Raw genomic sequence first — 14983 nt, 5'->3', positions numbered from 1 at the left:
GCGCTACTCCCGGGTGCGGCTGGTGCTCGTGCTCCGGTCGCCGGTCTGCGCCCGGGCCTGCGCCGCGAACACGTCCCCACGCTCGGCGTACGAGCGGAACTGGTCCATCGATGCGCCCGCCGGGGCGAGGAGCACGGTGTCCCCGCGCCGGGCGAGGGACCGTGCGGCCTCGACCGCGCGGCGCATCACCGACCCAGTGTCACCGGGATCGACCCGCACCACGGGGACCTCGGGCGCGTGTCGGGCGAGCGCGTCGGCGAGCGGCGCCGGGTCGACGCCGATCAGCACGACGGCCCGCAGCCGGTCCGCCGCGCCGCGCACCAGGTCGTCGAAGGCGGCGCCCTTGGCCAGTCCCCCGGCGACCCACACGACGCTCCCGGCGCCGAAGGCCACCAGCGACGCCGCCGCGGCGTGCGCGTTCGTCGCCTTGGAGTCGTCGACGTAGGTCACGCCGTCGGCCCGGGCGACGGTCTCGATCCGGTGCGCACCGGGGCGGTAGGAGCGCAGCCCGTCGCGCACCGCCTCGGCCGGCACGCCGTGCGCGCGCGCGAGCGCGGCCGCCGCGAGGGCGTTCGCGACCGCGTGCGGCGGGACCGTTCCGTCGGCCCCGGCGAACGCCACGAGGTCGTCGAGCGTCGCGAGCTCGTCCGCCCGGCCGTGCCGCGCGCGGGGGTCGGGCCCGTGGAAGGCGCGGTCCACCAGGACCCCGTCCACGACGCCGACCTGTCCCGGCCCGGGGACCCCGACGGTGAAGCCGATCGCACGCGCGCCGTCCTGCACCTCGGCCTCGCAGACGAGGTCCCGGGTCCGCGCGTCGGCGACCGCGTAGACGCAGGCGACGCGGGCACCCGCGTAGACGCGCCCCTTCGCCGCCGCGTAGGCGTCCAGCGAACCGTGCCAGTCCAGGTGGTCGGCGGCGATGTTCAGCACGGCGCCCGCCTCGACGGCCATGGTGGCGGTGAAGTGCAGCTGGAAGCTCGACAGCTCGACCGCCAGCACGTCGAGGGACGGGTCGAGCGCGGCCTCGACGACCGGGGTCCCCACGTTGCCCACGGCGGCCGTGCGCAGGCCCGCCGCGCGCAGGATCGACGCGAGCATCTCGACGGTCGTCGTCTTGCCGTTCGTCCCCGTCACCGCCAGCCACGGCGCGGGACCGGACCCGTCCTCGCGCGGGACGCGCAGCCGCCACGCGAGCTCGACCTCGCTCCAGACCGGCACGCCCCGCTGCCCAGCCTCGACGAGCAGCGGCGCGTCGGGCCGCCACCCCGGGCTGGCGACGACGAGGTCGACGGACGCCAGCGCTGCGGGCGCGAGGTCTGTCACGTCCGCGCCCGGCGCAGCACGGTCCACCGTGGTCACCGATCGCGCGCGCCCGCGCAGCGCGGCCGCCGCCGCGCGGCCGGAGACCCCGTACCCCGCCACCACGACGTGGGCGCGGGAGAGCTCGAGCGGCTCGTCGGCCACTAGCTCGCGACCCACTCGGCGTAGAAGATGCCGGTCCCCAGCGCCGCGAACATGCCACCGACGAGCCAGAACCGGATGACGATCGTCACCTCGCCCCACCCGGAGAGCTCGAAGTGGTGGTGCAGCGGCGCCATCTTGAACACGCGCCGGCCGGTCATCTTGAAGAAGCCGATCTGGATGACGTCCGAGAGCACGATGATCACGAAGAGCCCGCCGATGATCGCCGCGAGGATCTCGGTGCGGGAGAGGATCGAGATGCCCGCGAGCGCCCCGCCGAGGGCGAGCGAGCCGGTGTCGCCCATGAAGATCTTCGCGGGGCTGGCGTTCCACCACAGGAACCCGACGCACGAGCCCATGATCGCCCCGGCGACCAGCGCGAGGTCCTGCGGGTCGCGCACCTCGTAGCAGGCGGGTCCCGCGGTCGAGAGGTTCTGGCACCACTGGTTGGACTGCCACAGGCACACCAGCACGTAGGCCCCGAACACGACCAGCGAGATGCCTGTCGCCAACCCGTCCAGCCCGTCGGTGAGGTTGACGGCGTTCGACCAGGCGGTGATCAGGAAGTTCGCCCAGACCACGAAGAGGATCAGCCCGACCGTGGCCCCGGCGAACGCGAGGTCGACGTTGGTGTCCCGCAGGAACGAGATGCGCGTCGAGGCGGGCGTACGGAAGTTGTCGTTCGGGAACTGCAGCGCCAGCACGGCGAACGTGATGCCGACGAGCCCCTGCCCCAGGATCTTCGCCCGGGCCGACAGCCCCAGGCTGCGCTGCTTCATGATCTTCGTGAAGTCGTCGAGGAAGCCGACGACGCCGAGGCCCGACATGAGCAGCAGCACCAGGAGCGCCGAGACGCTCGGCAGCCTCCCGGACACGACGGCCGCGGCGGCGACGCCCACGAGCGTCGCCCCGATGATCACGACGCCACCCATCGTGGGCGTCCCACGCTTCGTGAAGTGCGCCGTCGGGCCGTCCTGGCGGACGAACTGCCCGTAGTTGCGGTGCACGAGGAACTTGATGAACAGCGGCGTGCCGAGCAGCGCCACCAGCAGCCCCACGAAGGAGGCCGCGAGGATCGCGATCACAGGGCGCCGCCCTGCGCCGCGGGGGCGACGAGCGCGTCGCCGACCTTCCAGAGGCCGGCGCCGTTCGAGGCCTTCACCAGCACGACGTCACCGGGGCGCAGCTCGTCCCGCAGCAGCGCGAGCGCGGTGTCCGTGTCGGCCACCGCGACGGTCTCGTCGCCCCACGAGCCCTCCTGGGTCGCGCCGTCGTGCAGACCGCCCGCCCCCGCGCCGACGGCGACGAGCAGCTTGACGTTCAGCCGCACGGCGAGCCGGCCGATCTCCTCGTGCGCGGCACGCGAGGTCTCGCCGAGCTCGCGCATCTCGCCGAGCACCGCGACGGAGCGACGGTCGCGGCCGGCCATCACCGCGAGAGCCTTGAGCGCCGCGCGCATCGAGTCGGGGTTGGCGTTGTACGAGTCGTCGATCACCGTCACGCCGTCCGGGCGCTCCACCACGTGCATGCGGTGCGGGCTCGCCGCGGCGGTACCGCTCAGGCGCGCCGCGACGTCGTCGAACGCGACGCCCAGCTCGAGCGCCGCGGCGGCGGCCGCGACCGCGTTGGTCACGTGGTGCTCCCCCACGAGCCCGAGGGTCACGGGCGCGCTCAGCGCGCTGCCGTCGTCGGCGAGGGCACGCAGGGTGAAGGATGCGTGCGATCCGCGGTCCATGACCACGTCCTGCGCGCGCACGTCGGCGGAGGGGATCGTGCCGAACGTCCGCACGGGCCCGGGCGCGAGGGCCCGCATGGCCGAGACCCGGACGTCGTCGGCGTTCAGCACCGCGGTGCCGCCCGCGGCCAGGCCGGAGACGAGCTCGCCCTTCGCGCGGGCGACCGCCTCGATCCCGCCGAACACTCCCAGGTGGGCGTGCCCGACGACGAGCACCACGGCGACGTCGGGCGGCGCGATCGAGGTGAGGTAGGTGAGGTTGCCGACCCGGTCGGCGCCCATCTCCAGCACGAGGAAGCGCGTGGCGTCGTCCGCCCGCAGGACGGTCAGGGGCAGACCGATCTCGTTGTTGAACGATCCCACGGGCACCACCGTCGGGCCCTGCGGGCCGACCAGCGCGCCGAGCAGGTCCTTGGTGGTGGTCTTGCCGACCGAGCCCGTCACGGCCACGACGCGGACGTCGTTCGCGGCACGCAGGCGCGCCAGGACGTCCTTGGCCAGCAGCCCGAGGGCCACGGCGACGTCGTCGACGACCACGCACGGCACGTCGAGCTCCCGCTCTGCGAGCACCAGCGACGCCCCGCGCCCGACGGCCGACGCGGCGAAGTCGTGCCCGTCGACGCGCTCCCCGGGCACGGCGACGAACAGCGAGCCCTCCTCGACGAGCCGGGAGTCGACGACGACCGAGCCGGACACCGTGACCCCGGTGCCGTCCGTGGGGGCGTGCTGGCCCAGGGCCAGGCGCCCGCCGGTCGCTGCGGCGACCTCGGCCGCAGACAGCTCGATCATCCCTCGTGCTCCTTCGTCTCTCGTCCGTCGTCCTGGGCTCCCCCGCGGGCGTCACGTGCCGCGAGGGCCGTGCGCACCTCCACGCGGTCGTCCAGCGGGTGGTCCACACCCGCGATCTCCTGCCAGACCTCGTGCCCGCGCCCCGCCACCAGCACCGTGTCGCCGGCGTCGGCCTCCAGGACGGCGCGCCGGATCGCCACGGCCCGCGGCGCCACCTCCTGCAGGTCCCCGGCCACCTGTGCCCCCGAGCCGTCCGCGGCGGCGAGCGCCGCCCTCGCCCCGGCCAGGACCTCGCGCCGGACCAGCGCCGGGTCCTCGCCGTGCGGGTCGTCGTCGGTGACGACGACGACGTCGGCGCCCTCGACGGCCACGGCACCCATCATCGGGCGCTTGCCCGTGTCGCGCTCGCCCGTCGCGCCGAAGACGACGACGAGGCGACCGGTCGTCGTCGGGCGCAGCGCGGCGAGCGCCTCGGCGAGCGCCTCCGTGTTGTGCGCGAAGTCGACCACCGTGCGCGGCGCCGAGGACAGCACCTCCATGCGGCCCGGCACGCTCGGCGACATGCCGTCCGCGCCGGCCAGGCCCTCGGCGAGGTCGCGCGGGTCCGTGCCCGCCTCGAGCACCATGACGAGGGCGAGCGCCGCGTTCGAGACGTTGAAGCCGCCCGGCAGCCGCGTCGCGGTGCGCAGCTCGCGACCGTCCCGGTGGCGGACCGTGAACGCCGTGCCGTCCGTCTCCTCGACGACGTCGGCGACCACCCAGTCCGCGGGCTCGCCGGGCTCCTGCCCGCCGCCCGCGACCCGTGTGCGCAGCGTGGCGACGGGAACGGTCGCGGCGCGGGCCATCCGCTCGCCCCACACGTCGTCGACCACGACGACCCCGCGGCGGGAGCGCTCCGGGGTGAAGAGCTGCGCCTTCGCCTCGAAGTAGCCCTGCAGGTCGCCGTGGAAGTCCAGGTGGTCCTGGCTGAGGTTGGTGAAGCCCGCGACGTCGAACACGACGCCGTCGACCCGGTGCAGCGCGAGCGCGTGGGAGGAGACCTCCATCGCCAGCGTCCGCACGTCGTCCTCGCGCATCGCAGCCAGGAGCGCCTGCAGGTCGGCCGCCTCGGGGGTCGTGAGCCGGCTCGGCAGCACCCGGTCGCCCGAGCGCATCTCGACCGTCCCGATCAGGCCCCCGCGGAAGCCCATCGAGCGCAGCGCGTGGTCGAGGAGGTACGTCGTCGTCGTCTTGCCGTTGGTCCCCGTGACCGCGAAGGTCGTCAGGTGGTGGGAGGGCGCGCCGTACACGGCCGACGCGATCGCGCCGAGCAGCGCCCGCGGGTCCTCGCACACGAGCACCGGGACACCCGGGTCCGTCAGGGACGCGAGCCCCGCCTCGTCGGTCAGGAGCGCCGCCGCGCCCCGTGCCACCGCGTCCGACGCGAAGCGCGCGCCGTGCACGTGCGCGCCGGGCAGCGCCACGAAGAGGTCGCCCCCGCTGACGGCACGGTTGTCCGAGACGACGGAGCGCACCTGCACGTCGCGGTCCCCCGCGGTACCGCGCAGATCGAGCTCGAACTGGGACGCGAGGTCTCGGACCGACCGACCCGGGTTGTCGACGGGTCTGATGCGTGCGATCGGGGAACTCACCTGCCAAAACCTACCCTGTGCCCGCGCCCGCCCAGGACGCTCATGCCCGTCCGCGAGGGCCGCGGATCACCACGTTGCCGGGATGGGGTCGTAGGGCTCCGTGCTCGGGCCGACGCCCGTGTGCTCCAGCGTGAAGCTCATCACGTCCTTGAAGACCGGGGCCGCGACGACCGCACCGTAGGGCGAGGTCTTGGGGTTCTTGAGGAAGACGCCGACGGCGTACCGGGGGTCGTCGGCCGGGGCGACGCCGATGAACGAGGACATGATCGCCGACAGCCGCCCGTCGTCGCCCTGCATCTGCGCCGTCCCGGTCTTCCCCGCCACGAGGTAGCCGGGGATCGCCGCCGTGCCGCCCGTGCCGTCGTCGCCCTCGACGACGCCCTCCATCATCCGCAGGACGGTGCCCGCGGTCTTCTCGGACACCACGCGCTCGCCCTTGCCGGGCTGCGCGGGCGTGTACGTGCCGTCGGGCGCCGTCGTGCCTGCCAGCAGGGTCGGCGTCATGCGCACGCCCCCGTTCGCGATGGTCGCGAACACGCTCGTCGCCTGCATCGCGTTCACCGAGACGCCCTGACCGAACATCACCGTGTACTGCATGCGGCCGTCCCACGAGTCCACCGGACGCAGCAGCCCCGCCGACTCCCCGGGCATGCCGAGGCCGGTCGGCGACCCGAACCCGAACTTGTGCAGGTAGTCGTAGCGCACCTGGCGCGGGAGGTCCTGGCCGGCCTTGACGGTGCCGGAGTTCGACGACTGGGCGAGGATGCCGGCGAGCGTCAGCCGCTCGACGTCGTGGTGGTGGGAGTCGTGGAACGTCTGCCCGTTCGGCGTCGTGTAGGCGTAGGGGACCTCGAAGCGGCTGTCCGCCTTCGCGATCCCGTTCTCCAGGATCGCGGCCATCGTCACGACCTTGCCCGTCGAGCCGGGGTCGAACACGTTGGAGACGACCCTGCTGCCCGCGGCGACGGCCGCGGTGCTGCGGTCGTTCGGGTCGCCCGTCCCGGAGTCCGCGAGCGCGACGAGGGCGCCCGTCCTGATGTCCTCGACCACGACCATCCCGTAGTCGGCGCCGTGCTTCTTGACCGCGGCGTCGAGCGAGTCCTGGGCCTTCCACTGCAGGTCGCTGACGAGGGTCAGCGAGACGTCGTCCCCCGGGCGCGCGTCGACCTTCTGCTCCTCGCCGGTCGGGATCTGCTGACCGCCCTTGCCGCGCTCGTAGGTGACCTTGCCGGGCGAGCCCGCGAGCAGGTCGTCGAACATCCGCTCCGCGCCGCCCTGGCCGGTCTGGCTGCCGTCCTCCTGCCCGGTGTACCCGACCACGTTGCCGCCGACGACGCCGGACGGGTAGTAGCGCTGGGACGTGAGCTCGGTGCCGACCACCGACCGGATGTTCAGGGCCGTGATCGCCCGCTGGACCTCGGGCACGACGCCGGTCTTGAGGACCTTGTGCCGGTTGGGGTGCTCGGGGTCGCCCGGGACGAGCTCCGCCGCGAGCTCGGGGGGGTCCATCCCGAGGACCGGGCCGAGCAGGCGGGCGACGGCGATCGCACCCTCGCCCTCGACGACGTGGCCGTCGACCTGGTGCCGCTCGTCGGGCCGGAAGTCGGCGATGAGCTCCTGGTCGGCGAACACGGTGTAGCGCTCGACGGACGTGGCGAGCACGGACCCGTCCGCGTCCGTGATGTCCCCGCGCTGCGCCGGCGTCTGGTTGGTGACGAGCCGCGACTCGAGCGCCTCCTGCGCGAGCGCCGGACCCTCGATGCCCTGCACGTAGACGAGGCGCGCGCCGAAGAGCAGCACGACGAGCGCGGCGAGCAGCGTGAGCCAGCGCTGGCGGCGCTCGGGCCGACCGGGCTCGCGCGGACCCTTGTCCGGGCGTCCGGCGGACGGCGGTCGTCCCGTGCCGCCCGCACCGCGCGGACGCCCCGGGGGCGTCCGCAGGGCGGGGGAGGTCCGGGTGGGGCGCGCGCGCACGCCCGTGGTGCCGACGCCGGGGGGCGTCACTTCTCCCCGCCGGGGTCGAGCACCGCCCCGTCGGCCAGGCGCAGCATCACCGGCTGGTCGGCCTCCTGCATGCCGAGGGCCCGGGCGCGCTCGGGCAGCGTCGCGCGGGCCTGCTCGAGCTGCGTCTGCAGCGTCTGCGTGTCCTGTGCCACGGTTCCCAGCTCCACCTTGTCCGACAGCATCCGGAACGAGCCGTTGGCCATGCTCGTGTTCAGGAGCAAAGCACACAGCAGCGCTCCGCCGAGGATCGACATGCACAGGACCACGAACGGGACGCGCGAGCGGGACGCGGCGGGGGCGCGCACGACCTCGAGCCGGGGGCCGGCCGGACGCGCGGGCGCCTGCCGGGGGTGGATCGTCGGGGCGGCGACCGCTGCTGCTGACCTGGCGCTCATGCTCTGCTCTCTCCTGCCGGACGACGTAGGTGCTCGGGGGTGGGCCGGGTCCGTTCGGCGGCGCGCAGGCGCACCGACCGTGACCGGGCGTTCAGGCCGACCTCGTCGTCGTCGGCCTCCTCCGCGCCACGCGTGACGAGGCGCAGGTAGGGGCTGTGGGTCTCGGGCTCGACGGGCAGCCCGGCGGGCGCGCTCGAGACGGCGCCGCGGGCGAGCTCGCGCTTGACGATCCGGTCCTCGAGCGAGTGGTAGGACTCGACGACGATGCGCCCGCCGACCGTCAGCGCCTCGACGGCGGCGGGCACCGCGCGACGCAGCACCTCGATCTCGCCGTTGACCTCGATGCGCAGCGCCTGGAACGTCCGCTTGGCGGGGTTGCCGCCCGTGCGACGGGTCGCCGCGGGGACGCAGGCCCGGACCAGGTCGACGAGCTCCGCGGACCGGGTCCAGGGCTGCGACGCACGCCGCGCGACGACGGCCCGGGCGATGCGCGGGGCGAACCGCTCCTCGCCGTACTCGCGCAGGATCCGGGCGAGGTCGCGCTCCGCGTAGGTGTTGAGCACGTCGGCGGCGGTGAGGCCCGAGGTCTGGTCCATGCGCATGTCCAGCGGCGCGTCCTGCGCGTACGAGAAGCCGCGGTCGGTCTCGTCGATCTGCAGGGACGAGACCCCCAGATCCATGAGGACTCCCTCGACGGCGTCGAGGCCCGCGTCCGCGACGACGTCGCCGATCTCGTCATAGACCGCCCGCACCGCGCGGAAGCGCTCCCCGAACGGCGCCAGCCGTGCCGTCGCCAGCCGGATCGCCTCCGGGTCGCGGTCGATGCCGACGACCCGGACCTCGGGCAGCTGCGCGAGAACGGCCTCGGTGTGGCCCCCCATGCCGAGCGTGCAGTCGACGAGCACCGATCCCGGCCGGGCGAGGGCGGGGGCCAGCAGGTCGACGCAGCGCTGGAGGAGGACCGGCCGGTGACGCTCCTGCGCGTCGGCGCGCTCGCCGTCGTGCTCGTCGCTCATCTCGCCTCCTCGGTTCGTCGGTGTCGGGTGCCGGTCGTCGGTGCCCGGACGACCAGGTCTCCCTCCGCGTCCTTCTGGCGCCGGGGAAGTGCGTCAGACGGGCGGGAGGAGGCCTCGTCGGCCGGACGGTCGGTCCGCCGCGGCGGGCCGTCACAGGGGCATGGGGGGAAGAACCTCCTCGGCGGTCTGCGCGTAGCTGGCCTCCTGCTCCGCGAGGTACGTCTCCCACGTCGCGAGGTCCCAGACCTCGACGCGCGTCCCGGCACCGATCACGGCGACCTCCCGGCCGAGCCCGGCGTACTCGCGCAGCACCGGCGGGATCGACACCCGCCCCTGCTTGTCCGGGATCTCGTCGCTCGCACCCGAGAGGAAGACGCGCAGGTAGTCCCGCGCCTGCTTGCTCGCGACGGGCGCCTGACGGATCTGCTCGTACATCCGCCGGAACTCGTCCATCGGGAGGAGGAAGAGGCAGCGCTCCTGCCCCCGGGTCATGACGAGACCAGGGGCGAGCTGGCTGCGGAACTTCGCGGGGAGGATGAGCCGGCCCTTCTCGTCGAGGCGGGGGGTGAACGTGCCGAGGAGGAGGCTCGGGGCGCCCGAGAACGTGTCGCTCATGTCGCAGACCGCCCCTCCCCCTCCGGTTACCTCCACTTTACTCCACCGACCTCCACCTTGCGCGCCGAATAGCCGCCACGGCGCCTTCCCTGACCCTGTCGTCGCAGGTCAGCCCGGTGGAGCGCGGTGGAGGCATTCACCCGTCCCCGGCGCGCCGACAGGGTGCTCGCCGGGTCGGCGACCGCTGCGCGACCGGCGCGTGGCGGCGTGCGGGGGCGTGCAGGGGCGACGCGGGTGCGCGTGGAGGAAAGTGGGTGTGACGAGGCACACGGGCCGCAAGGCGTCCACTAGGCTGCTTCGCGTGACCGACGACACGCTGGAGGCGCCCGTGCTCGAGCACACCGTGGTCGAGGACGCGCCCGTCGACCTCACCGAGCTCGTCGAGGTGATGTCCCGCGTGCGCGCGGCGATCGGCTCGGCCATGACCGGGCGGCCCGAGCTCGTCACGATCACGCTCGCCGTCCTGCTGGCGGAGGGCCACCTGCTGATCGAGGACGTGCCCGGCGTCGGCAAGACGACGCTCGCCAAGTCGCTCGCACGGACGATCGACGGCAGGATCGGCCGCATCCAGTTCACTCCCGACCTCCTGCCGGGCGACCTCACCGGGGTCAGCATCTACCGCGCGCAGACCCACGAGTTCGAGTTCCGGCCGGGGCCGGTGTTCGCGAACGTGGTCATCGGCGACGAGATCAACCGCGCCTCGCCCAAGACGCAGTCCGCGCTGCTCGAGTGCATGGAGGAGGGGCAGGCGACCGTCGACGGGACGACGTACCCGATGGAGGCGCCGTTCCTCGTCGTCGCGACGCAGAACCCCGTCGAGATGGAGGGCACCTACCCGCTGCCCGAGGCGCAGCGCGACCGCTTCATGGCCCGCGCCACCATCGGCTACCCGGATCCGGCCGACGAGGTCTCGATGCTCGACCGGCGCGACGACGGCGACCCGGCCGACGCGATCCTTCCCGTGACCGACGTGGCGACGATCCGGCGCTGCACCGCCGCCGTGCGTCGTGTCCACGCGTCGCCGTCCCTCAAGCGCTACGTCGTGGCGCTGGTCGGCGCGACCCGGGAACACCCCGGGGTGACGCTGGGCGCCTCCCCGCGCTCGTCCCTGCAGCTGCTGCGGGCGGCCCGCGCCGTGGCGGCGCTGGACGGTCGCACCCACGTGCTGCCCGACGACGTCCAGCTGCTCGCGGAGCCCGTGCTCGCCCACCGGCTGGTCCTGTCGACCGAGTCACGCCTCACGGGACGACCGGCGACCGACGTCGTCGCCGAGATCGTGCGCGACACCCCGGTCGAGCCCGCAGGCGGGCGTTCCTGACGTGCCGAGCCGGCAGGCCCCGCCCGCCCGCCCGCGCCTCGCGCGCACCCGGCCCACGGCCCGCGGCTGGGTGCTCGCCGCAGCCGGCGCGGCGCTCGTGGTCGTCGGCCTGGTCCTCTCGCTGAGCGACGTCCTCGCGCTCGGCGCGGCGGCCCTCGTGCTGGTCGCCGGTGCGGGCGTACGCCTGGCGACACGCCGCCTCGACCGCGGGCGGCACGCCCTCACCGTGCGGCGGACGCTCGCGCCCGCGCCGGTCGTGCGCGGGCGCACCACGACCGCGACGCTCGTGCTCGGCGGCACCGGCCGGTCGCCGGCCGGAGACGCCGGGCTCGCGCGGCTGCAGGTCAGCGAGCAGGCGAGCCGGGAGGTCTGCGGCGACGAGCCCCTGCGCGCCCGGGTCGCCCGTTCCGAGGGACGCATGACCGTCCGCTACGCGGTCCGGCCGCAGGCCCGCGGCCGCTGGGCGCTCGGCCCGGTGATCGTCACCCGCACCGACGTGTTCGGGGTGGCGCGCGCGCAGCAGCGCCTCGGCGCGACCACCGAGGTGACGGTCTGGCCGGCCACCGTCCCGCTCACCGTGCCGCGCTCCGGGACGCCGACCGGCAGCGAGCACGTCGTGGCCGGGACCGCGGCCGCGTCGTCCGAGGACACGCTGGTGCGCGAGTACGTCGTCGGGGACGACCCGCGCCGGGTGCACTGGAGCAGCGTGGCGCGCCACGGCAGGCTGATGGTGCGCGCCGAGGAGAGCGCGGGCCTGCCGAGCGCGACCGTCCTGGTGGACCGCGCCCTCCTGCTCCCGGGCGCGGGGACCACCGACGCCGGGGAGTGGGCCGTCGACCTGGCCGCGTCGGTCGCCCTCGCGCTGCACCGAGCGGGCTACCGGACCCGGCTGCTCGGGACCTCGGACGGCGCGCCGGCAGCGGGCTACTCGACGCCGCGCACGACGACCGGCGCAGCGCACATCCTCGACGCCGCCACCGACCTCACCACCCCGGCCTCCCTGGACCACGCCCGGACGGAGCTGGTCGCCACCGCGGCGGCGCTGCGCCACGACACGCGCAGGGACGAGCTGGTCGTCGCGGTCCTCGCCCCGCCGAGCGCCCGCGCGACCTCGGAGCTGGCGGTCCTGGGCACCGCGACGCAGCGCGCCGTCGTGGTGGACGGCGCGGGGAGCGACGGCGGGGCGGGCACGGACGCGTCCGACGAGCCGCTCGCTGCGCTGCGCTCGGTCGGGTGGACCGTCGCGCGGGTACGGGCGGGCACGCCGATCGCCCTGGCGTGGGCGGCGGCTTCTGCCGGTCTGCACGAGCGCGGGGCGAGCGCATGACCGCCCCGGCGCGGTGGCGGACCGTGCTCTCGACCCTGGTCCTCCTGGTGGGGACGGTCGCATCCGTGCGCACCCTCGAGACCGTCGTGGCGCCCGGGCCGTGGACGGGTCTGGCGACGCTGCTGGTCGCCGTCACGGCGCTGGCCGTGTGCGCCGCGCGGCTGCTCCAGGACGCGCTGCGGGCGGGGCGCCGGTCCCTGCCGTCGTCGATCGTGCCGACCCTCGCCGGGCTCGTCGTCGCCACGTGGTCCGTCCTCGCCCGGTTCGGCTCACCGACCGGGTCCTTCGACCCGGTGGTCGGTACGTCGAGCGTCGGGCGCGTCCTCTCGCGGATCGGGACAGCACGCCGGCTCGCGTCCGAGGAGGTCGCCCCGATCGACCCGTCGCTGCCCGTGGTCCTCGCGGTCGCGGCCGCCGGGGTCGCCGCGTTCCTGGTCGCCGACCTGGTCAGCGCGGTCCTGCGCCTGCCCGCCGCTGCCGCCGTGCCGCTCGTCGCGCTGTGGAGCCCGTCGCTCGTCATCGAGGGCACGGTGCCCGGCGGGGCGTTCGCCGTCACGATCCTGTGCCTCGTGATCCTCCTCGCGCTCGATCCCCCGGTCGCGGCACGGCCGCTCGCCGTCGACGCGCGCGTCACCGTGGCGCACGCCGCCGCGGGAGCGGCGCGCGTGGTCACCGGGGGCGTCGCCGTCGCCGCCGTCGCGCTGCTCGTCGCGGCGGGAGCGGGCGGGTGGGGCGCCGGGCTGCTCCCCGGCTGGAAGGACCTCTTCGCGACGCAGGGCAGCAGCGTCCAGCTCTCCGACGACCTGGACCTGCTGCAGAATCTCGGCCCGCGCTCGGACGACGTCGTCCTGCGCTACACGACTCCCGAGGAGCTCGGCTCACCCCTGCGCGTCTACACCGCCACCGCGTTCGACGGGAGCCACTGGTCGCGGGGCACGGCGGCCGCCGGCTCGGCGTTCGCGGACGACGACGTGCTGTGGCCCGAGCGCGCCCCGCGGACCGACGACACCACGATCGACGTCCGGCTGGAGAGCTACCGCGACGCGCTGCTGCCGATCACGACCGAGCCGCGCCGGGTCGTCATCGACGACACGTGGAGGTACAGCCCGGACCGGGACCAGGTCGAGCGGGACCGGCCCAACCCCGAGGGGTACGAGTACACGCTCGTCGAGAGCAGCCGCGACCTCACCCCGGACGGCCTGCGCGCCTCCGACGGCGACGACGTCGACGACTCCGCCTACCTCGACGTGCCGACGACCCCGCACGCCGCCGACACCGCAGCGCTCGCGCAGGATCTGACCCGCGACTCGTCGAACCGCTACGACTCGGCCCTCGCCCTGCAGACCTACCTCCGGGACACCAGCCGGTTCACCTACTCCACGGACCTGCCCACGCTGGACTCCGAGGACGCCGTCTGGACGTTCCTGCAGGACCGCACCGGTTACTGCGTGCAGTTCGCGACCGCCATGACCGTGATGGCCCGCGACGTGGGGATCCCGGCGCGGCTCGCCGTCGGGTTCCTGCCCGGCGACCGCACCGTCGGGACGTCCACCTACGAGGTCACCGGCACGAAGTCGCACGCCTGGCCGGAGCTGTACTTCCCCGGCACGGGCTGGGTGCGGTTCGAGCCGACGCCGAGCGTGCAGACCGGGCCCGCGCCGGCCTACGCCGACCCGCTCCTGCAGGGGTCCGACTCCGGCGACGACGCGCCCGCGACCGCGGCGAGCACTGCACCGCGGGACGAGCGACCGAGCCCTCCGCCGACGGCCGCCACGAGCTCGTCGAGCGCTGCGGCCACGGTCGGCGGCTCCTCGACCTCCGGCGCGCCGCGGATCCTCGTCGGTGCCGGCCTCCTGGCTGTCGCGGTCCTTGCCGCCCTGGGGGCGGCGCTCGTCGTGCGGCGTCGGCGAGGTCTCCGGCCCGAGGAGGACGAGGTGGAGGCGGCCTGGGCGTCGCTGCGCAGCAGGCTCGACCGGTCGGGACTCGGGTGGCCGGACTCGCTCACGCCCCGACAGGTCCCGGACGCCGTCGTGGCGGCGGTCACCGGTCGCCGGGCCGGTCCGGTCGAGGGGGCGCCCGGCGGACCCTCGACGGACGAGGACGACGTGACGATGGACGAGGCGACGATGGACGACGCGACGCTGCGCGAGCTGTCGGGGACGCTGTCCCGGGTCGCCGCGATCGTCGAGGACCGGCGCTACGCGAAGAGCCCGGAGCCGGTCGACGTGCCGGGCCTCATGGAGCTCGTGGACCGCGCGGTGGCGACCGCCCGGTCAGCCGTCAGCGGCCGTCCGAGCCGCGACGGCGCTCCCAGCGCTCCTCGAGGCGGTTGAAGAACCCGCCGCCCGAGGACGGCGCGGACTCCCGGGTCCTGGGTTCGCCCCGGCCGGGGACCTGGCCCGCGGAGCCACCCCGGCGGCGAGGACGAGCGAGAGCGAAGGCGACGCCCGCGAACATGATGGCGAAGCCGACGACGCCGATCGCGATCCCGATCCCGTCGCCGACGGTCACGCCGACCACGAGGAGCAGGAGACCGCCGACCACGCCGCACCCCGCGACGAGCCACCGCAGCGCTGACCGGCGCTCGGCAGTCTGGAGCGTCGTGGCCAGCCGCGGATCGTCCGAGGTCAGCGCACGTTCCATCTGCTCCAGTACTCGCTGCTCGTACTCAGAGAGAGGCATGAAGACCCCC

Annotated in this window: 12 protein-coding genes; 3 read left to right on the top strand and 9 right to left on the bottom strand. The window is 74.9% G+C overall.

Going from position 1 to position 14983, the window contains the following annotated elements; all coding sequences use genetic code 11:
- Positions 1 to 3: 3 nt before the first annotated feature.
- The 8 genes from murD to mraZ all read right to left on the bottom strand — a co-directional run bounded on the left by murD (position 4) and on the right by mraZ (position 9646).
- Positions 4 to 1479, bottom strand: coding sequence for a UDP-N-acetylmuramoyl-L-alanine--D-glutamate ligase (gene murD / locus EDF32_RS06005; protein WP_199734828.1), 1476 nt, complete (start codon positions 1477 to 1479; stop codon positions 4 to 6).
- On the bottom strand, positions 1464 to 2546 hold the full coding sequence (gene mraY / locus EDF32_RS06000) for a phospho-N-acetylmuramoyl-pentapeptide-transferase (protein WP_123307577.1): 1083 nt from the start codon (positions 2544 to 2546) through the stop codon (positions 1464 to 1466). The genes murD and mraY overlap by 16 nt, the downstream gene beginning before the upstream one ends.
- A complete protein-coding gene (murF, locus tag EDF32_RS05995; RefSeq protein WP_123307576.1) occupies positions 2543 to 3985 on the bottom strand; it encodes a UDP-N-acetylmuramoyl-tripeptide--D-alanyl-D-alanine ligase in 1443 nt (480 codons plus the stop codon). Before murF ends, mraY begins: the two co-directional genes overlap by 4 nt.
- Positions 3982 to 5616, bottom strand: a complete 1635-nt coding sequence (locus tag EDF32_RS05990) for a UDP-N-acetylmuramoyl-L-alanyl-D-glutamate--2,6-diaminopimelate ligase (protein WP_123307575.1) — start codon at positions 5614 to 5616, stop codon at positions 3982 to 3984. The genes murF and EDF32_RS05990 overlap by 4 nt, the downstream gene beginning before the upstream one ends.
- Before the next feature lie 66 nt (positions 5617 to 5682).
- Entirely contained in the window at positions 5683 to 7620 is a 1938-nt protein-coding gene (locus EDF32_RS05985; RefSeq protein ID WP_233565734.1) for a penicillin-binding protein 2, read from the bottom strand.
- Positions 7617 to 8015 carry a hypothetical protein gene (locus EDF32_RS14845; protein WP_233565733.1) on the bottom strand — a complete coding sequence of 133 codons (399 nt, stop codon included), beginning with the start codon at positions 8013 to 8015 and terminating at the stop codon, positions 7617 to 7619. Before EDF32_RS14845 ends, EDF32_RS05985 begins: the two co-directional genes overlap by 4 nt.
- Complete coding sequence (rsmH, locus tag EDF32_RS05980) at positions 8012 to 9031, bottom strand: 16S rRNA (cytosine(1402)-N(4))-methyltransferase RsmH (RefSeq protein WP_123307573.1); 1020 nt, start codon at positions 9029 to 9031, stop codon at positions 8012 to 8014. Before rsmH ends, EDF32_RS14845 begins: the two co-directional genes overlap by 4 nt.
- Before the next feature lie 150 nt (positions 9032 to 9181).
- Complete coding sequence (gene mraZ, locus EDF32_RS05975) at positions 9182 to 9646, bottom strand: division/cell wall cluster transcriptional repressor MraZ (RefSeq protein ID WP_123307572.1); 465 nt, start codon at positions 9644 to 9646, stop codon at positions 9182 to 9184.
- A gap of 388 nt (positions 9647 to 10034) precedes the next feature.
- On the opposite strand from mraZ, the gene EDF32_RS05970 reads away from it, so the two are divergent.
- Genes EDF32_RS05970 through EDF32_RS14550 form a run of 3 tightly spaced genes read left to right on the top strand, consistent with a single transcriptional unit; the run spans position 10035 to position 14624 of the window.
- Entirely contained in the window at positions 10035 to 10964 is a 930-nt protein-coding gene (locus tag EDF32_RS05970) for a MoxR family ATPase (RefSeq protein ID WP_123307688.1), read from the top strand.
- 1 nt (position 10965) lies between these two features.
- Positions 10966 to 12291: a DUF58 domain-containing protein gene (locus tag EDF32_RS05965; RefSeq protein WP_123307571.1), complete on the top strand. Its 1326-nt coding sequence runs from the start codon at positions 10966 to 10968 to the stop codon at positions 12289 to 12291.
- The gene (locus EDF32_RS14550; protein WP_158614060.1) at positions 12288 to 14624 is read left to right on the top strand and encodes a DUF3488 and transglutaminase-like domain-containing protein; all 2337 of its coding nucleotides are present in this window, start codon (positions 12288 to 12290) and stop codon (positions 14622 to 14624) included. Before EDF32_RS05965 ends, EDF32_RS14550 begins: the two co-directional genes overlap by 4 nt.
- Here the strand turns inward: EDF32_RS14550 and EDF32_RS05950 are convergent.
- Positions 14572 to 14973, bottom strand: coding sequence for a DUF3040 domain-containing protein (locus EDF32_RS05950; RefSeq protein ID WP_123307569.1), 402 nt, complete (start codon positions 14971 to 14973; stop codon positions 14572 to 14574). The two genes, EDF32_RS14550 and EDF32_RS05950, sit on opposite strands and share 53 nt — an antisense overlap.
- Positions 14974 to 14983 lie beyond the last annotated feature (10 nt).

It is taken from the genome of Cellulomonas sp. PhB143 (genome assembly GCF_003752595.1).
GTDB lineage: Bacteria > Actinomycetota > Actinomycetes > Actinomycetales > Cellulomonadaceae > Paraoerskovia.
Note: the sequence above shows the minus strand (reverse complement) of the source record. Positions and strands in the feature narration are given on the sequence as shown.

What these genes read in the sequence shown, in the direction of transcription:
- EDF32_RS05970 (WP_123307688.1), top strand. Translation starts at nt 10,035, where the DNA reads ATGTCCCGCGTGCGCGCGGCGATCGGCTCGGCCATGACCGGGCGGCCC.
- EDF32_RS05950 (WP_123307569.1), bottom strand. Translation starts at nt 14,973, where the DNA reads ATGCCTCTCTCTGAGTACGAGCAGCGAGTACTGGAGCAGATGGAACGT.
- EDF32_RS14845 (WP_233565733.1), bottom strand. Translation starts at nt 8,015, where the DNA reads ATGAGCGCCAGGTCAGCAGCAGCGGTCGCCGCCCCGACGATCCACCCC.
- rsmH (WP_123307573.1), bottom strand. Translation starts at nt 9,031, where the DNA reads ATGAGCGACGAGCACGACGGCGAGCGCGCCGACGCGCAGGAGCGTCAC.
- murF (WP_123307576.1), bottom strand. Translation starts at nt 3,985, where the DNA reads ATGATCGAGCTGTCTGCGGCCGAGGTCGCCGCAGCGACCGGCGGGCGC.
- mraZ (WP_123307572.1), bottom strand. Translation starts at nt 9,646, where the DNA reads ATGAGCGACACGTTCTCGGGCGCCCCGAGCCTCCTCCTCGGCACGTTC.
- EDF32_RS14550 (WP_158614060.1), top strand. Translation starts at nt 12,288, where the DNA reads ATGACCGCCCCGGCGCGGTGGCGGACCGTGCTCTCGACCCTGGTCCTC.